Origin of the sequence: Echinicola rosea (assembly GCF_005281475.1) — a bacterium.
GTDB lineage: Bacteria > Bacteroidota > Bacteroidia > Cytophagales > Cyclobacteriaceae > Echinicola > Echinicola rosea.
On record NZ_CP040106.1, the window covers coordinates 3459533 to 3480903 of the forward strand.

Consider the following 21371-nt stretch of genomic DNA (forward strand, 5'->3'; position numbering starts at 1 on the left):
ACATTTAAAGTTCTGAAATATTTTCCAAAAACCTAAAGTTTCCTGCTAAAAACTGCCTGATTACCGGCATTATCAGTGACTTTTAGCTCAAATTGGCCTTTGAAAGGTGCCTTGTCCTGCTTTTGCGTCCAAATTACACCATTTTTATGTTCATACCGCATGATCACCCACTTTCCTTCAATCCTGGCTTCAAACCGCTTGATACCTGATAGATTGTCTCTTATCGAAAAGCGCAACGCTGAGGAGTTGATACGGATGGGACGAATACTGGGAGGTGTTTCGTCCTTTACCAATACAAAAGTACCAAAATATTTCGTTTTGAAGGTGACTTGGCCGTCATTCCATTTGCCCCCGAGAAAGCGCTTGTAGCCATTTGCATACAACTGGTACACGTACACATGGTCTCTGGGGCCATCATATTCACTGACGTCCATGCTTACTTCTATTTCATTCCTTAGATAATCGCCCCGGTCGTTATTGACTTTTACAGCTGGGCGATTATAATAGGTGCTTCTTTCGGTATGGAGAAATAAGGTCTCCAGAAGGGCATCCTTTGGAAAATGGATGGCCGTATGGCCATCGCTGAAATAATATTCCTTGTCAAATGGGATTTTGGCCTGTAGTTCGGGTTCGATCATTTCTGAGCATACATCTACAGAATCCGGAAGTCCAAAATCCATGTCCCAAATATAGGTCCTGAACCTGGGGTCTTCATAAGACATCATAACGTCCATCATCATGCCGTTGACGTAAAATTTGGCCAATTTGTGCCCATCTGTCTTGTTCGCTCTAATGATCATCCAGTTTCGGATGTACTCGACCCTTTTACGGCTTGCACTGTAACTGCCCACCTCGTGGGTTTTCTTTTCCCCTTTGAAACTGAGTTTGAGCAAGCTTTCATTTCCAAAAACATCTTCCAACCGGACGGTTACATCCTTGATGCTATCGGCAGTCACTTCGATGGCACCGCTGAATAGGCTATCAGGACTGTAGAAATCGAATTGATTGAAAGGTGTAGTGTACAGTTTTGTGTAACGATTTTCATGGGTATGTGTCAATAGAAACCTGCCCAAGTTAAAGTCAATCTTGTCAACGTTAACATCAAAAGTCTTTTGGTCTTCCTCGTAAATTTCAAAATGCGGGAAACCATTGGGGTTATAGGCTCCATCCAGCTTGTCGTATCCACTGACTTCGATGCCCACTTTTCCGGTGATGGAAATGTTTCCGTCCACTACGAATTTATTGTCCCGGTAATTGAGTCGAAGGACCGTCCGTTCAAATTTTCCGTTGATCCTACTTTCCAGTGTCAGGGGGGTAATGGCCACAGCCCTGACAGTGGGGGAGGTGCTGTCTTTGACTTCACTAAATCCAAATTTCAGTGGGTCAAGTGCCCTGTCCAATGAATCCCTGATTTCAAAATGAAGGTGAGGCCCCCCAGAACTGCCCGTATTGCCGGAATAGGCAATGATCTCTCCTTTTTTGACCGGTAGCGCCATGGCGTCGGGATAGATCTGTAGGTCATTTTCCTCTGCTTCTGCCATTTTATGCCACATGAAATCAGCGATTCGGGCGTTGAAGTCTTTAAGGTGACCGTAGAGGGTGTATTGGCCATTTGGATGTTTGAGATAGAGCACATTGCCATAACCATAGCTGGAGATTTTCATGCGATAGACATAGCCATCTGCAGCCGCATATACAGGCAATCCCTGACGTCCGTCCGTCTTGATATCGATACCGCTGTGGAAATGATTGGGGCGGATTTCGCTCATGTTTCCTGAGAGGTAATTCCGCTCGCCGGGTTTTATGGGAAACTGGTAGTACCCTTTTTCTATTTGGGCCAATACCGCATTGCCCGTTGATGTACAGATAAACAGCAGTAGGAGTAAACTACTTAATTTCAAAATCCATTAGTTTTTGGTCTTCTATATAGGCTTCAAGCCGATCACCTGTATTTACTTTTCCCACCCCCGCAGGAGTGCCGGTAAAGATCAGGTCTCCTTTTTTCAACGTGAAAAACTGGGAAACATATTCAATGATCACTCCAAAATCAAATAGCATCATAGAGGTGTTACCTTTTTGCTTGAGTTCACCATTGATGTCAAGGTGGAAATTAATGTCCGCAAAATCCTTGAAATCACTTACAGGCAGGAAATTTCCTATAGGTGCTGAGCCATTAAATGCCTTGGAAATTTCCCATGGAAGCCCCTTTTCTTTGCATTGCTGCTGAATGTCCCGCGCTGTAAAATCAATGCCAATGCCGATCTCCCCAAAATAGCGGTGCGCAAACTCTTTTTTGATGAACTTCCCTTCTTTGTTGATTTTCAGTACCAGCTCGACCTCATGATGGACGTCGTTGGAAAATTCAGGCAGGTAAAAAGGAAGGTTGTTCTTTATGAGCGCCGTGTCAGGCTTGAGAAAAACGACTGGATTATCAGGTCTTTCATTTTCTAATTCTTCGATGTGTTTGGCGTAATTTCGCCCTATGGCTATAATCTTCATGAAAAGTTAGTGTTCGATTTTTTAAGTTTTCACAAATAAACAGTATAAGGGCGGATTAATAAAATGTTTGGGGTGGATAATAAATGCTTTTGTTACCTGTATTAAGGATAAATTAATTTGTCAATACCTTTCACGTTTAATCGAATTCAACTATATAGTCGAGTTTTTCTCCTATTTCTAAACGAAGTGTGTCGGATTTACTAAAATATTGATCGCCTTTTCTAATTCCCATTCTTACGATCACTGGTTGCTCTGCGGCCACGTCAATAATATATTCTTGGTCTGGATTCTTGTTGCTCCAGTCTATTATGGTGCCGCAATGTGAGTCAAAATTGATTCCAGTAGGAGACATCGTGGTAAATGAAAAATAGTCATGATCTGCCAACTTTGAGGCACCATTGGAATTTACTTTTAAAGTCGCCTTATAAGGTATCCCATAATTAGTAGTGATGGTGGTGTCATTTTTCAATTCAAAGAATGCAAAACGATGATATGATTCATTGCTTCCACAGATTAAATAGTTTTGATCGATGGGGATTTTGATCATAAAGTAGCCACTTTCCATCTCATCTTCTCTTACCTTAAAATTTAGCTCATAGTATCCGCTGTCATCAGTTTTTGTCTTGGCTTTAGTCCTGATAACACCACCTCCTAAATAGATGGTGTTTTTCCAAATTACTTCTATATCTCTGTTTTTGAAAGGGATCAAACCGTTGCCAGTGGTAATGTTACCATTTAGTGTCGCACAATGGGAGCTGCAGTCTTGGCTGATTAAATCACTTTCATTTTTGATGCATCCAGTTGACAAAAATATAAAGCTCAGAAGTAAGCTGAGGGGCAGTATGTTTTTGCAATTGTCCATTTTAATATCAACCATTCATGTTTCCTATGTGCTATTTCTTTGGTCTTTAGATTCAGTTTTAAAACCGAAGATGGTGACTTTAGCCTAACGAAAAGTCCACGCTTAAATGACGGGTAAGGTGGTAGGGGATTTTGGGCTAGGTCAAGGCACAAAAAACACCCCTGTCCGAAGCTAAGGAAGTCTCTTCGCATCGTAGAGATAGGTCAAAAGATGCACCTGATTACACGTAGGTTTAGGTTTGACTTGAGACTAGGGCCATGGAATATAGGAGTCATCTCCTTTAATCATCGGCCAGTCCTTACTTTTCCATTTTGCTTTGGCTGCTTCGATGGTGGCTTTGTCACTGGCTACATAATTCCATTCGATGAAGCGTTCTTCAGGAAATGCTGGCCCCCCAAACAGGATGATATGGCTATCCTTCTTGATGCGCAGGGCGCATTGGTCATCGATCTTGGAAACCAACAGGTTGTCTTTTCCTACTACATTGTCGCAGGCATTGACTTCTCCCGTGACGATACAAATTCCGATCTCTCCCTCCAAGTGTCCGACGATCTCCAGTTCATAGTCTTCGGAGGTCTTGATGTCGATCATAAAAAGATCAGAATGTACGGGGACTGGAGAAGATTTATCATAGCCTTTTCCGGCTACCAAGGTAAAGGAGGCTCCTTGGTCCTGCCAGTGCGGAAGGTCTTTGGCGTCAATATGGTGAAATTGGGGCTCCATGAATTCCTTATCCTTTGGCAGTGCTACCCAAATTTGGTAGCCGTGGATGGGGTAGGTGTTGCCATCACGCATTTCCGGAGGAGTCCTTTCGGTATGGGTCACACCGCGACCTGCTGTCATCCAGTTTACAGACCCTGGAGCGATCAGTTGTTTTGTACCCAAGCTGTCTTCATGGATCATTTCTCCCTCGAGCAAAAAAGTAAGCGTGGATAGTCCAATATGGGGATGCTGGCCGATATCCATATAATGCCCCGGCTTGATTTCCGATGGCCCCATATGGTCAATAAACACAAATGGTCCCACCATCCGTTTTTTTCTAAAGGGCAATAGACGCCCGACTAAAAAGTCGCCAATGTCACGGCTTCTTTCAGGTATTACTAGGTCTGTATTGGACATGCTACGTTATGTTGGAATTGGACTATAATTTAGCCATATTCCACTTAAGTACCAATGGTTGGGGGAAGAGAAAATTCCTTATGGCAGTAAAGAAAAAACGTTTGCCTTTTTGAGGGATCTCTTCTTTTTTTTGTTTTTCCTGACGGGCTTTGGATTTGGTAAGATTATTTAGGGAATATAGTTTCAAGGTGAAGGTACCTTGGAATATCTCGATTTCTGTAATGTCCAATTCAGCGGTTCCAATTTCTTGATTCCCATAAATTACAGTAATCTCTATGTCTCCCATGTCTTCTACTTTCCCAACTGCCTCGGTCAAGTGACCCTGGATGTCGTCTGTATGAAGAGGAGGGTTCGAAGTCTCCTTTTCGGATTCGGACAGATATACTCGAATCGATTGATCTTTGATGAAATCAATTTTAGATATACCAAAGCCATCGTTGGTGAATAGCCCAGGAAGATATTCTACTTTGACGGGCATTTTGGGTGTCAGCTGAAGTAGTTGTATAAAATCTTTTGCCTGCATAGTTTTGTCGTTCTGTTACTTATAGGTTACGATAGTTTTAACCATGTGGACACAAAGATGACTAAAAAAATGTATGATATGAAATTTGAAAGTTAGAATAGTTATACGTTTTATGTTCAAAATTATAATTGATTTGTTTGCTTCGGGGTTTTGTTGCTGGTAAAATGTAATTCGAATCAAATAAACTGGTTTATATGTCTTTTTTTGGGGTTAATAAAAATTAACATAAAAATCTTAATTGTTTCAAAATTAGTGGGTTAGTGTGCTTTTTAAATTAGGTAGCTTAAGTATTTTTTTTATTGGTTAATGAGATCTGTGTGGGGTAATATGGGGGGCTAAAATGGTCGATAATTACTCATTTTAGGGTGTGTTTTTAGTCATTCTATGATTATTTCAATAGCAAAATACTTATTAAACACGGTCTAAAATGACACCTCTTGTAGTAGATTTTCGTAAAACATAATATGTTTGTTAATTAATTGTTAATCAGGAAAAAATGTTTAAATTAAGATGGAGCAAAAAGTCTTGGATGAACGTTGTATCCTTAAGATAGCGCATGAGTTATGAAATGGATTTATAGTATAAAAAGCAGAATGACTATTGCCGTATTATTAATGGTATTGTTCGTTTCGGTTTTCATTAAGAATATGCTTGATGAAGAAAATGTATCTGAGCTCACCACTTCCTGTTCGACTATCTATCAGGACAGGTTGTTACCTGAGAGTTATATTTATCATTTATCGGATTTTCTCAACAAGAAACAACGACTCATCGATAAATGTAATGACCAGTCGGATTTCGAGCGTTTAGAGGTGGTAAATGATGGATTCAATGCAGAAATAGATGATATCATGGTAGCTTTTGAGGCTACTTACCTTACTCCGGAAGAAGCCACAGCACTATCTGCACTCGGGAACAACATTGATGCTTTATACACTGTAGAAAATGCTATCCAGAAAGGGGATAAAGAGACCATTGATTTTCAACTGGCCAAGGGAAGGTTCAGTGAATTGATAAGTAAGGCATCAACGGATCTGAAGACCCTTTCGGATATTCAGTTGACAGTGGGGAAGCAGGTAAATGACGATTCCAAACGGATCATGGCTGGCAGCTCCATTCTCACACGCTTTGAAACGGCCATTTTAGTGGTACTTGGATTGGTGATCAATGCCTTGGTTTTTGGATTGATATCAAGCAAGAGTAAGATAAGACAACGTCCAAACTGGAATTAAATAGCATTAGAAAGAACTTTAAAGGGGCAATTTTCGTTGGGAATTGCCCTATTTTTATGAGTTATTATGTCAACGGAAAAGAAAGAAAGAAAAGTTACGATAGGCCACGTCTTCAAAACCATTATTTGGCCAAGGCGAAAACAATTGTTTATAGGCTTGTTTTTGATCATCATCAGTCGTCTTGCGGGGTTGGTTTTGCCAGGCGCCAGCAAGTACCTGATGGATGAGGTGATTCCAAACAATAACATGCAGTTATTGAAGTGGTTGGTCATTGCAGTAGGAGCCGCGGTGGCGATTCAAGCGGTTACGAGCTTTGCGCTCACACAGATTCTCAGTGTGGAAGCCCAGCACCTCATTGCCAAGTTAAGGTCAAAGGTTCAACGCCACATAATCCGTCTTCCCCTGCGGTTCTTTGACAACGCCAAAACAGGGGAGTTGGTTTCCAGGATCATGACAGATGTTGAAGGTGTTCGTAACCTAGTGGGTACGGGGTTGGCACAGATGATTGGAGGGGTGTTGACTTCTGTGATCTGCCTAGGGCTGTTGATTTATATCAGTCCGATGATGACCCTTTACGTGTTGGTACCGGTAATTATTTTCGGATTGATTTCCTTGAAGGCTTTTGGCAAAATTAGGCCTATTTTTAGAGAAAGGGGAAAAATCAATGCTGATGTGACGGGAAGACTTACCGAAACGTTGGGAGGTATCCGTGTCATCAAAGGTTTTAATGCAGAAGCCCAAGAAGTAAAGACGTTTGAAGATGGGGTATTACGATTATACCTCAACATCAAATCCAGCTTGACTACCACCAGTATGGTGACCAGTGCCGCTACTTTGTTATTGGGATTGGCATCAGCTGGAATTATGGGAATCGGTGGCTATATGATCATGAACGGTGAGCTTACCTTTGGGGATTTTTTGGCCTTTACACTCTATCTAGGGTTTATGATCGCCCCGATCGTACAGATGAGTAATATCGGCAGTCAGCTCACCGAGGCTTTTGCTGGTCTGGATCGTACGGAAGAAATCATGAACATCCCATTGGAAGAGGATGAAAGGAAAAGGAACATCCAGCTTCCTGCAATCAAGGGAAACGTGGAATTTACAGCCGTTCGTTTTGCTTACGAACCTGGTAAAGATGTGGTCAAGGGAGTGAGTTTCCAAGCACCGGCCGGTACCATGACGGCGTTGGTGGGGACTTCAGGATCTGGTAAGACGACCGTGGCAGGCTTGGTGGCGTCATTTCTTTCCCCTAACAGCGGTTTGGTAACCGTAGATGGACAAGATCTTCAGCAAGTCAGTTTGTCAAGTTATAGAAGCCAGTTAGGGGTGGTGCTGCAGGATGATTTCCTGTTTGAAGGAACTATTCGGGAAAATATCCGTTTCCCCCGTCCTGATGCGACTACGGAACAACTCATGCAGGCGGTCTTTGCAGCACATGTCCATGAATTTACTGATCGGTTTGAGGACGGCTTGGATACGATGATTGGTGAACGCGGTGTAAAACTGTCCGGTGGACAAAAACAACGGATCGCGATTGCCAGGGCTATTTTGGCAGATCCGCGCATATTGATCTTGGATGAAGCCACTTCAAACCTTGATACAGAAAGTGAGACTTTGATCCAAGAAAGCCTCAAGAAGCTAATGAGGGGAAGGACTTCTTTTGTGATCGCCCACCGTCTGAGTACGATTCGCCAGGCAGACCAGATTTTAGTGGTAGAAAAAGGTGAGATCGTCGAGCGTGGTCAGCATGAGGCCTTGATGGAGAAGAAAGGCAGGTACTATGAGCTTTACACCTATCAGGCTAGAATTTAAGAGGGCAGAGAACGAAAAGTTACGCGTCCTGTATGGGTGCCCCATTCTTATTTTCTGAACAGCAAACTTTTCATAAACCTTTTTTATCCTAAAAAAGCGATTTATCTTCGCAGCATTATTGGTTTTCCATTGGGCGTGCCCTTTGGAAATTAAACTGGAATCCGGTGTAAGTCCGGAACTGTCCCGCAGCTGTAAGCTCAACAAGCTAGCTCCAAATTTTAAGGGTCACTTTCTGTCTCGTCAGAAGGGAAGGCCGGAGCATAGCGAGTAAGTCAGAATACTTGCCAATATCCTAAATAATTCAACGCTTTCGGGGATTAAAGCTTGAAAACAAATGAGTGGTCTATTCATCGCTAAAACTGGTTATTGCCCTTCTCAATTTCAGAGAATGGTACTTTCACTGTGTTTTACCACATATAAGTGAAGATGGTATTGTGATGTTGCTGTCCCATAGAAAAGATAGCTTGTCATTTAAGGGCCTTGATCAATTTGAATTCAGTTTATTTCGTTGGAAGCTATTTGATTTGAACAAATAGTGGTATGAAGGTTGGCCCTATTCCGGAAAGGAATTGGTATTGGATGATCAGTTTTCTGTCTTTAATCATTTCTCTCAAGGGAAATGCCCAGGATAATAGTGTCCGGCAGAAGCTTATTCCCCTGGACACGGCCCGGGTTTATGATATTGATGAAGTGACGGTATGGACAAGCCGCACTAAATTTGACCTGACATCCCCCATGCCCGCTCAAATCCTCCGCGGAAAAGATCTGGAGCAGCTTAACAGTTTTTCTGTGGCTGATGCAGTTCGTTACTTTTCAGGTGTTCAGTTAAAGGACTATGGAGGGATCGGAGGACTAAAAACTGTCAATGTACGAAGTCTGGGCAGCGCGCATACCAGTGTGTTTTATGATGGCGTGATTATAGCCAACGCCCAAAATGGCCAAGTGGATTTGGGAAAATTCTCCTTGGACAATATCGAGGCCATCGAACTTTATAATGGCCAGAAATCATCTATTTTCCAGCCCGCCAAAGGTTTTTTCACATCCAATGCTCTATATATGCAAAGCAAAAGCCCTAAGCTATCCGAAGAAGATAAATCCCGTGTCAAGGGTTCTTTTGAGACAGGTTCATTTGGACTGGTCAATCCATCTGTCCTTTTTGAAAGGCATTTGGGAAAAGAGTTTTCCTTGGCAGCAAATGTGGAGCTTGTCAGGGCCAATGGAAAGTACAACTACCGATACCAAAAGGAAGGAGGCTATGATACCACTGCAGTTCGGCAAAATGGTGATATCACTTCGATACGAAGCGAAGTGACCCTTTATCAGGAGTTTAAGTCAGGGGGGAAGGCCACATACAAGGCCTACTACTATGATTCCGAAAGGGGGCTTCCTGGTGCCATTGTGGCCAATATATTCAGTCATTATCAGCGACTTTGGGACAGAAATTTCTTTATACAGGCACAATTGCAAAAGTCGCTCTTTGACAAGCATGATATGCTTTTTAATGTGAAATACAGTAGGGATTACAGTCGGTATGTGGATCCTGATTATCAGACCATTGAAGGAGCGCTTGACAACCGGTATTACCAAAACGGGCTGTATGCCTCTCTGGTAAATCAATACAGGGTCAATTCTTGGTGGAATGTTTCCCTTGCCGGTGACTTAATATACAATGCGTTGGATGCGAACCTCTACCGATTTGCGTACCCGACACGCTATTCCTATTATTTGGCCCTTTCCAGTGCGATGGAGTGGGACAGGCTAGAAATCCAGACTAATCTGCTGGGAGCCTATGTGGATGAACAGGTCGAATATTACCAGCAGGGTGACGATCAAAAGGTATTTTGTCCCGTGATCTCTGTTTCCTATCAGCCCTTTGGCGGATATGAAGCATTACGGCTCAGGGCCTTTTATAAGGAATCCTTCCGGATGCCCACTTTTAATGACCTGTACTACACTTTTGTAGGCAATACTTACCTGAGGCCGGAGTTTACCGAACAGTATAATTTGGGCGCTACCTGGTACCATGAACCCGCGGAAGGGTTCTGGAAGGCCTTTAATGTCCAAGTGGATGCCTATTATAACCAGGTGACCGATAAGATTGTGGCTATGCCATCGGCCAATCTGTTCAGGTGGACCATGATGAACTTGGGAAAGGTAGAAATCAAAGGTTTGGAGACCAATGCAAACGTGACAATGGGGTTTACGAAAGGAGTTTTGCTCGATTTTGGGCTGAGTTATACTTTTCAGCATGCCATTGACATCACTGAAGGAAGTACGGTCTATGGTGACCAGATTCCTTACACCCCTGTCCACAGTGGCTCGTTTACTGCCTCTGCCACCTATCATAATTGGCAACTCAATTACAGCTATATCTATACCGGTGAACGTTACAGCCAAAAAGCAAATATCCCGGTAAATCATGTACAGCCTTGGTACACCAGTGATTTAGGATTGAGCTGGAACAAGGCAATTGGGAAGACCAAATGCAATCTGGGGTTGGAAGTGAATAACATTTTCAACCAATATTATGACGTGGTACTGAATTTTCCCATGCCGGGAAGGAATTACCGCTTAAAGCTGTCCGTAAATGTTTGATATGAAAAAATACAAGTGGCTTTATTTGGCCTTGGTAATTGGATTGATCCTTTCCTCATGTAGGGAAGAGGAGTCCATTGCCCCACCAGAAAAAGAAGAATTGCCCCAACAGGAAGTTTCCTACATTGAAGGGTTTTACCTGCTCAATGAAGGCAATATGAATATGAACAAGGCCTCTTTGGACTATTATGATTATGCTTCTGGTGTCTATAGTAGGAATGTGTACGGTGCTGCTAATCCCTTTGCAACGCTTGGACTGGGAGATGTGGGCAATGATATTGGTGTCTATGGTGATAAGTTATATGCCGTGATCAATTGCTCCAATAAGGTGGAAGTAATGGACGTGGCCACTACCGAACGAATACAGGTGTTGGATTCCAAAAACTGCCGTTATGTGGCCTTTGCTAATGGCTATGCTTATATAAGTGCCTATGATGGTGAGGTTTCCCTTGGTCCTGATAAGCCCAATGGTTTTATCGCCAAATATGACACGACCCATCTGGAGCTGGTGGACCAAATTGAAGTGGGTAGGCAACCTGAGGAAATGGCTATTTCGAATGGTAAGTTGTATATCGCCAATTCGGGTGGATATAGTCCTCCACATTATGAAAATACCATTTCGGTAATCGACCTTGACAGTTTCCAAAAGATCAGGGATATCCATGTGGCCATCAATCTCCATCGGGTAAGGGCTGATGGTCACGGGAATATCTATGTCAGTTCCAGAGGGGACTATTATGACATTCCTTCAGACCTGTACATCATCGATGCCGAAACCGATGCGGTAACCCATGAGTTTGATCTTTCCTGTGCCAATTTGGACATACAAGGAGATACGGCCTATGTGATTGGATCTGAGTTCAGCTATTATACTGGACAATGGACTACCCACTATTCCATGATCAATACCCAGACCAAGGAGGTTTTGGCTGAGCCCTTTATCCCCCATGAATTGATCGAAAAGATCAAGACGCCTTATGGGGTTGCTGTGGATCCTGTTTCCAAAAACATCTATATCACAGATGCAGGTGATTATGTGTCACCAGGCAGACTCTACGCATATAACCCTACATCAGACAGTTTGTTGTTTGAGCAGGTGACTGGGGATATTCCGGCCCATTTTGCATTTGTATCCAAGAAAAACACCAAGTTTTAATATAATCAAACCAATAAAATGAAAAAGACGATACTGTCGTTTGCGCTGCTGGGATTGCTGGCATCATGTATGGATGATAATGAAGCCAACGGGCCCAAAGCACCTGAGTTCACTATCGAAGAACCGGAAAATGGATTTAGCTACAATAAAATGTCTTGGGCCAGGATTCAGCCAGACATGGATAATGAGGTAGATGTGACCTATGAGTGGATCTTGGAAGGCAGCTTGATTTCCCAATCCAAAGACCTGATGTACACTTTCGCCGAACCAGGAGAGTACCATCTGAAGTTTACGGCCACCAATACCATAGGATCTATCTCTTCGGATATGGTGTTGACGATCAAGGATACCACCTATACCAATAACCTCACAAGGCTATACGAATTTTTACCGGCACCCGGCCAGTTTGTCAATAAACTTCCTGCTTGGGAAGAAGGGATTTCTGCGGATAGCGTTTTGAAAAAGGCTGAAGCAACACTCAAAAACGGGTCGCTGATCAGTCTGGGAAGTTTTGGTGGGTTCGCCACCATGGGCTTTGACTATACAGTGATCAATCGCGAGGGCAATGATTTCATCGTGCTGGGAAACGCTTTTAACAATTGGTCGGAGCCGGCCATTGTTATGGTGGCACAAGATACCAATGGGAACGGATTGCCGGATGATGAATGGTTTGAGCTATACGGTTCTGCCCATGGCCATGAAGGCGTGATCAAGGACTATGAAGTCACTTATTCCCGTCCTTCTTCCGAACCTGAAGATCCCAATGAGCAGGATTATATCGCTTGGGAGGATAACCAGGGGCAAACTGGGTTTGTGCCTAAAAACAGCTTTCACCGCCAGAGTTATTTTCCAGGCTGGACGGGAGATGAAATCACCTTTAGGGGAACTTATATCCCGTCCAATATTTTTGACCAATCCGGGAATGGATCCTATTGGGTAAACCCGGCCTATGAGTGGGGTTATGTGGACAATTGGCCTAACAATTCGGAAGCAGGCCAAATGGACATCAGTTGGGCCCGTGACCAGGATGGCAACGCTGTAGAACTTCAGGGAATCGATTTTGTGAAAGTTTATAACTGCAACCTTGCCGCCGGAGGCTGGTTAGGAGAGGTTTCCACTGAAATCGCCGGATTTACAGATCTCAACCTGGAAGGGAATTAAGACCCTATTTAAAAGAAGTACAAATATCAACTATTCATCTATTAAAAAATCAAAATGAAAAATGTAGACCAATTTAGATTGTTATGGGCAGTGGTTCTAGGAACATTTGCCATGTATTCATGTGCAGACGATGAGGAATATTTGCCATCCCTTCCAGAGGCGGCGATCATCGCAGAATCCGATGAGAGTGCCATAGCACAAGGAGATACACTAGTGTTTAATGCAGATGTCGAGAGCGACTTGGAAAGTTCCTTTTACTGGTCAGTCGATGGAGTAAAGGTTTCTGAAGAGGAAACATTTAAGTTTTTTACGGAAGAAATGGGCGCCCATGTGATCATGCTCACCATAGAAAATCCAGATGGTGAGGCGAGCGATTCTCGCGAAGTGGAAGTATATGGGAAATACAGGTTTGGTACCTTTATCCTTAACGAAGGAAACATGACAACTGAAAATGGTACCCTTGTCTTTGTTTCTCCAAAGGGCTATATAACAGACAGTGTTTATATAAAGGCTAATGGAACAGCGCTGGGCAATGTGGCCCAAGACTTGTTTATTGCTGATGAATCCATGTATATCATTTCCCAAAATGGGAATTCCAACGGTGGCGATGGTATTCTGGTGGTTGCTGATGCGGAGACCCTGCATAAGCAGACGGCCTATCAGGAAGAGCTTTCGAGCCTTTCATGGCCTAGTCATGTAGCCACGCTAGGAGCAGATGATATATTCATCAGAGACAATAATGGGATCCATTTATTCAAGCCTTCCACGGGAGCTTTGGCCTTAGTTGAAGGTTCTAAAGGTGCCATAAAAAATAGAATGGCAGTAGTGGGGGAAAAGCTTTTTGTGCCGGGGGGAAAATCGGTAATGGTGATCGAAAAGGGAGTAAGCCAAGTGAGCTATACCATTACTTTTGAGGCAACAGTCACTGGCGTGCTCAAATCTTCGGATGACCACATTTGGGTGTCCACTTCAGGCTCTCCTTCCAAAATCCATAAGATCAATGCTTCTGATTATTCGGTAGTTAAGACCAATGAAATATCAGAAATCAACCTTGGGGCGGGTTGGGGAGCCACTCCGGCCATCAGTGCAAAAGGTGATACCTTGTATTTCAGCAATGCATCTACCACCATTTACCGACATGTGTTTTCAAACAATACGACTGATTTCATGACCGATGTAAAGGATCATGTGGAGGATGCTAATATCGTTTATAATAACTTGGCGGTTAATCCAAAAACCGGAGAAGTATATTTTAATACACTTAAAGGCTATGGGTTAAACTATTTAATCAATGATATCAGTGTGTTTGATTTCAGTGGCGAGGAGGCAATATTGGCCAAGAACTATAAAAATTATACCAACTTCCCGGCCGGTATTTTCTTTACCTATGACTATGAATGAACGGATGTAAGGTTGGAAAAAACACCAAGCTAACGAATATGTATAAAGTGAAGCCGCACCGATTAAACATTGCGGCTTCACTTTTAGTTATTGAGCGTTAAGAAACTAAAGGAGCGGGAAGACAAAAAGGCAGGCTTATAAAACATTTTCCATTTAGTAGTTCTGGTTGGGTTTTAAACGGAATTTACTGGTCAGTGAGTGCTATAGACGGGGGCTTGACATGGTATTTTTCTTTTTTCCATTGGGGGATATTGCCATAGATTTGCTGTAGTTCACTGCGTTTTCCGCCCAATTGTCCATCGTATTTTTTGGGATGTTTTTGGTGTTCATGATAGATTTGAAGGGCTTTTTTATAGACGGAAACTTCGTCATATCCTGTTTTGTTGAGGAAATAGACCCAATAAAATTCATTGTTGGTCATTAGATGGACCTCGATTTCATAATCATATTTTTCTCCGCTGGTTTTCATATAGTTTCTTCGGTAATACCACATGGCAATGTCTTCCTTTTTATATTCGTTCAATTCGCTTTTTGAAATGCGCTGTCTGTCCACCCAAACCATATATTCTGGGTTGGTTCTCCATTCTTTCAGTTGGAAGTTTGTGGGATGTTTTTTGTCCATGATCGGAGGTGCAGGAATACCGCTCATTTTAGGAGCTTTTTCTTTTTGTCTATTGGACATTAAGTCCCATAATTGCCTCATGCGGTCAATGTCTATTTCGCGGTTATCTACCTTGCCATTTTTATCCATAAGATTTTCAAAACGCTGATAGTGCATTTTGTATTCTCTCAGATAATCGGCTTGTCCACCATCTTTCTGTATAATTAAATTAGGTTGAAAAGTTGGTTTGGATTCTTGCGGTTTCATGCTGAAAAGTACCGTTAACCCCAAGGACAGAGGGATAGCAATAAGGGCTTTTAAAAGTATGCTGGTTTTATTTTTGGTTTTGTACATCATCTTCAATCTGTTTTTGGTAAGTGAATATTTAGAATAACTTGCAAATCGGTATGGATGCTGTTGGTCGGTATAGGAAAGTAAAAGGAGCTGGTAACTGTTAATGTCACCAAATTGACGGTTTACGGATTCATCAGCCAAATACTCGTGATTTAACTGAATGGCTTTTTTGTAAAAATGTAGGATGGGGTTGAACCAAAAAACAGCGCTCAATAGCTCAATGAACACTATATCAAGGCTGTGCCATTGTTTAGCATGAGTTATCTCATGATGGAATATCCGCTCATCCAATTGCTTATTTTTAAATTCGTCGGCATTTACAAAGACATAATTAAAAAATGTAAAAGGAGTATCTTTATCAGTATCCATTACTATCTTGACTCCTTCTTGGTGGAATGTTTGACGGGATTTGATCCGCTTACAAAAGCTCCATATCCCTATTGCAAAACGCGATAGGAAAATCACCAGGCAACATCCATAAATAAACATAAACAATTGTTCAGCGGAGATGATAGGTGCAGAAGGGGATTGTTCTGGTGTTATGGGACGCTGATAGGGAATTTTTACCTGAATAGGGGCATTGGAGTTGGGTTCCACTAGGACAGGGATTTGTTTGAGTTCGGGAGTGGATACAAAGGGAGAATGAAAAAGCGGAGCCATAAAAGAAATAATCAAGCTGCAGATCAGGTAGCATCGGTTTAACTTATAGATCCTTTCCTTTGAAAGAAATATTCGGTACACCGCATAAAAGATCAATAGACTAACGGACGACTTGATAAGGTAAACAATCATGGCTATTTGTGTTTAAGTTGTTGGTCAATGAGTTTTTTGAGGTCTTCTAATTCATCCTCGGTCATACCTGTTTCTGATGTAAAGAAGGAGGCAAACTTAGCAGGTGAGCCGTCAAAGAAGTTCCTGATCAAACCCTTTACATGATAGCCGAAATAAGTGTTTTTTTTTATTAGAGGATAGTATTCCCTTGAATTACCATAGGTCTTGTAGGCAACAAAGTTTTTGGCTGTCATCCTTTTTAACAGCGTTGCCACGGTAGTTGTTGCAGGCTTTGGGTCGGGATAAGCATGGAGCAGGTCTTTCATAAATGCCTTTTCCATTTTCCAGAGGTAATTCATCAATTGCTCTTCACTGGCGGATAATTTCATTTCTATGTTTTTAGAGGTTGTTCTATAAATGTAGAGATAAAATTCAAAAAAATCAACTATTCGGTTAGTTTAAAATAAAAAACGTTTTACCTCCTGATGATGCTTTAAAGCTCAAAAATCTTCTTCATCACTTGCCATTTTTCACCTTCTGCTACACCGGGAAGCCCTTGTTGGTAAGTCCACATGAGGTCTTCCCATTCCTGCACTTTCGGATTGGCTGCATCCATTTTGGCTTTTTGGTCAAAGGAAAAAGTGTCGTCTGTTTCCATGATCATAAAGAGCCGATTTTCCCACCGATAGATTTCCATCATGTGAATACCTGCCTGCCTGATACTCTTTTGGATTTCCGGCCAGACGGCTTGATGGTATTTTTCGTATTCTGCGATTAGCGTTGGATCGTTTTTCAGGTCCAGCGCCATGGTGTATCTCTTTGACATCTATAGGTGATTTATTTAATATTATAAAATGCTGAAGCCGTATTCCCCATGATGTCGGCTTGTTCATTAAGGCTTAGATGTTGGATGTAATCTTTGATGATGGAGACGTTTAATGGGTATTCTGCTGCTACTTGCGCCACTGGCCAGTCACTCCCAAACATCAATCTTTTGGTGCCAAAAGCTTCAAAAACCACATCCAGGTATGGTCTCAAGTCCTCTTTGGTCCACTGGCTCCAATTTGCTTCTGTGACCATGCCGGAAACTTTACAGAAAACATGCTCTCTTTCTGCCAATACCTTCATTTTAGATGCCCATTCATCTATTTTGCCATCTTTGATATACGGTTTGGCGATATGGTCGATTACAAAGGGCTGTCGGGGAAATTGGTCCACCAGGTCAATGGCCTCTTCCAGGTGGTGGGGAAAAATGAGGATGTCATAGGTGTAGCCGAATTTCTCAAGATGGCCGATCCCCTTTCTGAAGGGAGGTGCTGCCATCAGCTCAGGTGGCTGGCCTTGTAGGATCATCCGGAATCCCGTCAATTTAGGTTCTTGGGCATACTTTTCAAGGTCCATCAAGATGTTTTCTGAGCATAGGTCCACCCAGCCCACTACTTTTTTGATCCAAGGATATTCAGTTGCCAAGTCCAACAAAAATGTGTTTTCTTCCAATGATTCGTCAGCCTGGACCACCACGGTTCCATCAATTTCTTCCTTGTCCAAGAGCGGCTTCAGGTCTGCAGGCAAAAAGTCTCGCTGTATGGCCTTCATGCTGTCGTCTATCCAGGCATGTTTTTCTACATTATATTTCCAAAAGTGCTGATGGGAATCGATTTTCATATTGTTCTTGTAGGGTTTTGGGTTGGTAAAAGAAGCCCGCCAATCTTTCGACTGACGGGCAAAGTGATAGCGTGAACTATCCTTTATAGTTCACGGCTTTTTGGCTGGAAGTTCCCAATCCGTCGATCCCCAGTTCCACTACATCTCCTTCTTTCAAGTAAGTAGGTGGATTGAGGCCGAGGCCTACCCCGGCAGGTGTTCCGGTAGAGATGATATCGCCCGGAAGCAGTGTCATGTAATTGCTTAGGTGGCTCACCAAAGTAGGAATGTCAAAAACCAGGTCGGAAGTATTGCTGTCCTGAAGCATTTTACCGTTTAGCTTCAGCCACAGCCGTAAGTTGTGCGGATCCTTGATTTCATCTTTTGTGACCAAATATGGCCCGAGCGGTGAGAAGTGGTCATTGCTTTTTCCCTTGACCCACTGTCCGCCATGGTTCAGTTGGAAGTCACGCTCCGAAACATCATTAAGCAAGCAATAGCCTGCCACATAGTCCATAGCTTTGTCTTTATCGACATAACTGGCTTTCTTTCCGATCATCACGGCAAGTTCTACTTCCCAGTCGGTTTTTTCAGAGTTGCGTGGAATGATGATATCATCATTTGGACCACAAAGGGAAGAAGTAGCCTTCATAAAGATCACAGGCTGCTTAGGGACGTCCATGCCGCTCTCCTTGGCATGAAGGGAATAATTCAGTCCGATGCAGATGATTTTGGATGGGCGCTTGATAGGAGGGCCAAGGCGGACATCCCCGCTGATTTCCGGGCAGCTGGCTTCGTTGTTTTCCAGCCAAGTGGCCAGTCTGTTTAGGCCATCATTGTCCAAAAAGTCCTCTGTCCAATCTTCCTCGAAAGCACTGCAGTCTATTCGTGTTCCATTGGCTTTTTCAATACCTGGTTTTTCTTTTCCAGGATTTCCAAATCGTAATAATTTCATGTGTAGTTTTTAGGTTACGTAATTGCTATATTTTTTATCGGAGATTGCCAGTCCCTTTTATGTCAGTTCAGGATTATCAAATTTTAAACAACTGTATTGCCTACTCGATCAGCTCTTCATGGTACGGGGCAAAAAGCATCCCTTCATCAGGCTGAGCAGATATCTTCCTTTGGCAGCTTTGGGCAGCAGACTATTTGCTAGCGAAGCAAGGTCGATAATTTAATGTCCTAGTGCATCCATAAGCTTTCCAGTTAAGCGTACCCGAAAACTTCCTAGCTGCGCGTATCCGAAAGCTTTCCAGTTGAGCGCATCCGAAGCTACATTTTCAAGTTTACAAACCCTCCGTCAATGGGGTAGTTTCCACCAGTTAAGAAAGACGCCTCATCAGAACTTAGGTAAACGGCCATCGCGGCAATTTCCTCTGGTTTGCCCATTCTTCCGATAGGTTGTGTAGCCGCCAATTTGTCAAACATTTCCGTTTCCTTTCCGGGATAGTTTTTTGCCAAAAAACCGTCCACGAATGGTGTGTGAACACGACCTGGCGCAATGCTGTTTACACGGATATTATATTCGACATAATCGCGCGCCATGGAAAGCGTCATGGCAAAGACAGCGCCTTTGGTCATGGAATAGGCAAAGCGGTCAGGCAAGCCCATAGTGGATGCCACGGATGCCATGTTGATAATGGAGCCTCCTTTTTCTTTCATCTTGGGAAGGGCGGCCAGGCTACAATTGTAAATGCCTTTTACATTGACTTGATAGAGCCGGTCAAAATCCTCTTCGCCAGTATTTTCCAAATTTCCCACATGGGAGATTCCTGCGTTATTGACCAGTACATCTATAGATCCTGAAATAGGGGAGATAAGCTCTTTCATTTCTGCGGTCTTGGAAACATCCCCTTGCAAAAAAGTGACTTGATAGCCTTTTCCCTTTAATTCTTCGGCGACCGATTCTCCTGATTTTTGGTCGTAATCTATAAAGTAAACATTTCCGCCTTCTTCGGCAAAGCGGGTGGTCATGGCCAAGCCAATGCCACTGGCACCGCCGGTGATCAAAATAGTTTTATCTTTCATAATTGTTTTTATTCCATTGTTGTGTTGGAAAACTAATCAGTTTAACCCGAATACCTATCCTGTGGGATGCTGAAAATTTTTGGCGGTCTTTACCGTTTAATGCACCCGTAGTAGATTATCAAATGCATTTTCCAGTTTCAATACCGTTTATTTTCTGCATATCTGGAATTATTGGTTCCGGGTTTAGGCCTTTGCGGGTGCTTCGTTCCAGACTGGTCCCGCGGCAAAATCATATTCCGCTAACGAATCTGCTTTCATTTCAATGCTGTAGCCCGGTAATTTGGGAGCTTGGTAACGGCCATTTTTTATGACTACTGGGTCAATGAAGTGTTCGTGTAGGTGATCGACGTATTCGATTACCCGGCCTTCCATAGTGCCACTGATAGAAATATAATCTACCATTGACAGATGCTGGACATATTCACATAGTCCCACACCCCCCGCGTGAGGGCAGACTGGGATGTCAAATTTCTTGGCAATGAGCATGATGGCCAAGTTTTCATTGACCCCTCCAACACGGCAGCTATCGATCTGGCAGATCTGCAGCGCTCTTGCTTTCATTAGCTGTTTGAAGATCACCCTGTTTTGGCAATGCTCCCCAGTAGCCACCAAAATCGGATGCACCGCATCTGCAATGGCTTTATGGCCAAGAATATCGTCCGGGCTAGTAGGCTCTTCTATCCATAACGGATTAAATTTAGCCAATTCTTTCATGTTTTCAATGGCTTCAGATACTTCCCATCGTTGGTTGGCATCCATCATCAGGTACATGTCGTTGCCGATTTCTTCCCTGATAATCCCAGCCCGTCGGATATCGTCTTGCAAGTTGGCCCCAACTTTCATTTTAATGTGCTTCCAGCCTTCTTGTTTGGCTTCGCGACACAGTCTTCTGATTTTATCATCCGTGTACCCTAGCCATCCTGCAGAAGTGGTGTATCCTGGATAGCCGTGCTCTTCGAGGTACTTTATTCGTTCTTGTTTTCCCTCGGCAGTATCCTTCAATATAGCGAGGGCTTCTTCCTTGGTGAGCACATCGGTGATATAGGTGAAGTCGATGCACGACAGCAGTTCTTCGGGGGACATATCTCCCAACAGTTTCCAAAGCGGTTTTTTCTCCTCTTTGGCATAAAGGTCCCAAACCGCGTTTACCAAGGCACCTGTGGCCAGATGGACTACGCCTTTTTCAGGGCCTAGCCAACGGATCTGGCTATCGCTGTTGACGGATCTCCAGAATGCTCCCATGTCTTTGGTAAGGTCGGTAAGGTCTTTTCCGATCACATGGTGGGCAATCGCTTCCAGTGCTGCACAGCAGATTTCATTGCCACGGCCAATCGTAAAAGTGAGTCCATGTCCTTCCAGGTCAGGTTGGTTGGTTTTTAGAATGATATAGGCAGCAGAATAATCCGGATCTGGATTCATGGCGTCTGAGCCATGTTTTTCTTTGCTTGTAGGAAATCGAATGTCTTTGACTTGATAGTCGGTGATTTTAATGCTCATCTATATAACGTTGATAGGTTTAAGGTTCCTATAAAATAGGTATGCAAGTTGGAGGTTTGAGTTGTTTATTGCTACATTAAAATTGGTTATATATAATACTATTTTTGCGTTAG

General features: G+C 43.0%; 18 protein-coding genes and 1 riboswitch. Of the genes, 6 read left to right on the top strand and 12 right to left on the bottom strand.

From position 1 onward, the window contains the following. Positions 1-32 precede the first annotated feature (32 nt). From FDP09_RS13765 to FDP09_RS13785, 5 genes are all read right to left on the bottom strand, one after another. Positions 33-1901, bottom strand: coding sequence for a M23 family metallopeptidase (locus FDP09_RS13765; RefSeq protein ID WP_137403216.1), 1869 nt, complete (start codon positions 1899-1901; stop codon positions 33-35). Beyond that, on the bottom strand, positions 1888-2499 hold the full coding sequence (locus tag FDP09_RS13770) for a fumarylacetoacetate hydrolase family protein (protein WP_137403217.1): 612 nt from the start codon (positions 2497-2499) through the stop codon (positions 1888-1890). The genes FDP09_RS13765 and FDP09_RS13770 overlap by 14 nt, the downstream gene beginning before the upstream one ends. 136 nt (positions 2500-2635) lie before the next feature. Next, the gene (locus FDP09_RS13775; RefSeq protein ID WP_137403218.1) at positions 2636-3376 is read right to left on the bottom strand and encodes a hypothetical protein; all 741 of its coding nucleotides are present in this window, start codon (positions 3374-3376) and stop codon (positions 2636-2638) included. A gap of 234 nt (positions 3377-3610) precedes the next feature. Then, the gene (locus tag FDP09_RS13780; RefSeq protein ID WP_137403219.1) at positions 3611-4480 is read right to left on the bottom strand and encodes a pirin family protein; all 870 of its coding nucleotides are present in this window, start codon (positions 4478-4480) and stop codon (positions 3611-3613) included. Between the two features lie 22 nt (positions 4481-4502). Then, complete coding sequence (locus FDP09_RS13785; protein ID WP_137403220.1) at positions 4503-5003, bottom strand: hypothetical protein; 501 nt, start codon at positions 5001-5003, stop codon at positions 4503-4505. A 563-nt stretch (positions 5004-5566) separates the two neighbouring features. Here FDP09_RS13785 and FDP09_RS13790 point away from each other — a divergent pair. The 6 genes from FDP09_RS13790 to FDP09_RS13815 all read left to right on the top strand — a co-directional run bounded on the left by FDP09_RS13790 (position 5567) and on the right by FDP09_RS13815 (position 14363). Continuing rightward, complete coding sequence (locus FDP09_RS13790) at positions 5567-6235, top strand: MCP four helix bundle domain-containing protein (RefSeq protein ID WP_137403221.1); 669 nt, start codon at positions 5567-5569, stop codon at positions 6233-6235. A gap of 66 nt (positions 6236-6301) precedes the next feature. Further along, complete coding sequence (locus tag FDP09_RS13795; RefSeq protein WP_137403222.1) at positions 6302-8050, top strand: ABC transporter ATP-binding protein; 1749 nt, start codon at positions 6302-6304, stop codon at positions 8048-8050. 102 nt (positions 8051-8152) lie between these two features. Next, positions 8153-8353, top strand: a riboswitch (cobalamin riboswitch). A 237-nt stretch (positions 8354-8590) separates the two neighbouring features. Next, on the top strand, positions 8591-10645 hold the full coding sequence (locus FDP09_RS13800) for a TonB-dependent receptor (protein ID WP_222840287.1): 2055 nt from the start codon (positions 8591-8593) through the stop codon (positions 10643-10645). A gap of 1 nt (position 10646) precedes the next feature. Then, positions 10647-11801 carry a DUF5074 domain-containing protein gene (locus FDP09_RS13805; protein WP_137403223.1) on the top strand — a complete coding sequence of 385 codons (1155 nt, stop codon included), beginning with the start codon at positions 10647-10649 and terminating at the stop codon, positions 11799-11801. An 18-nt stretch (positions 11802-11819) separates the two neighbouring features. Further along, entirely contained in the window at positions 11820-12962 is a 1143-nt protein-coding gene (locus FDP09_RS13810; RefSeq protein ID WP_137403224.1) for a PKD-like domain-containing protein, read from the top strand. A 54-nt stretch (positions 12963-13016) separates the two neighbouring features. After that, entirely contained in the window at positions 13017-14363 is a 1347-nt protein-coding gene (locus tag FDP09_RS13815) for a DUF5074 domain-containing protein (RefSeq protein ID WP_137403225.1), read from the top strand. A 184-nt stretch (positions 14364-14547) separates the two neighbouring features. Here the strand turns inward: FDP09_RS13815 and FDP09_RS13820 are convergent, their stop codons facing one another. The 7 genes from FDP09_RS13820 to FDP09_RS13850 all read right to left on the bottom strand — a co-directional run bounded on the left by FDP09_RS13820 (position 14548) and on the right by FDP09_RS13850 (position 21258). Further along, positions 14548-16110: a M56 family metallopeptidase gene (locus FDP09_RS13820; RefSeq protein WP_137403226.1), complete on the bottom strand. Its 1563-nt coding sequence runs from the start codon at positions 16108-16110 to the stop codon at positions 14548-14550. A gap of 2 nt (positions 16111-16112) precedes the next feature. Beyond that, on the bottom strand, positions 16113-16478 hold the full coding sequence (locus FDP09_RS13825; protein ID WP_137403227.1) for a BlaI/MecI/CopY family transcriptional regulator: 366 nt from the start codon (positions 16476-16478) through the stop codon (positions 16113-16115). 104 nt (positions 16479-16582) lie between these two features. Beyond that, complete coding sequence (locus FDP09_RS13830; RefSeq protein ID WP_137403228.1) at positions 16583-16915, bottom strand: L-rhamnose mutarotase; 333 nt, start codon at positions 16913-16915, stop codon at positions 16583-16585. An 11-nt stretch (positions 16916-16926) separates the two neighbouring features. Then, positions 16927-17754 (bottom strand): amidohydrolase family protein, encoded by an 828-nt coding sequence (locus FDP09_RS13835; protein WP_137403229.1) that lies wholly within the window; start codon positions 17752-17754, stop codon positions 16927-16929. 76 nt (positions 17755-17830) lie between these two features. Beyond that, positions 17831-18688, bottom strand: coding sequence for a fumarylacetoacetate hydrolase family protein (locus FDP09_RS13840; protein ID WP_137403230.1), 858 nt, complete (start codon positions 18686-18688; stop codon positions 17831-17833). A 317-nt stretch (positions 18689-19005) separates the two neighbouring features. Beyond that, positions 19006-19761 (bottom strand): SDR family NAD(P)-dependent oxidoreductase, encoded by a 756-nt coding sequence (locus tag FDP09_RS13845; RefSeq protein WP_137403231.1) that lies wholly within the window; start codon positions 19759-19761, stop codon positions 19006-19008. A 183-nt stretch (positions 19762-19944) separates the two neighbouring features. Next, on the bottom strand, positions 19945-21258 hold the full coding sequence (locus FDP09_RS13850) for an L-fuconate dehydratase (RefSeq protein WP_137403232.1): 1314 nt from the start codon (positions 21256-21258) through the stop codon (positions 19945-19947). Between the last annotated feature and the right edge of the window lie 113 nt (positions 21259-21371).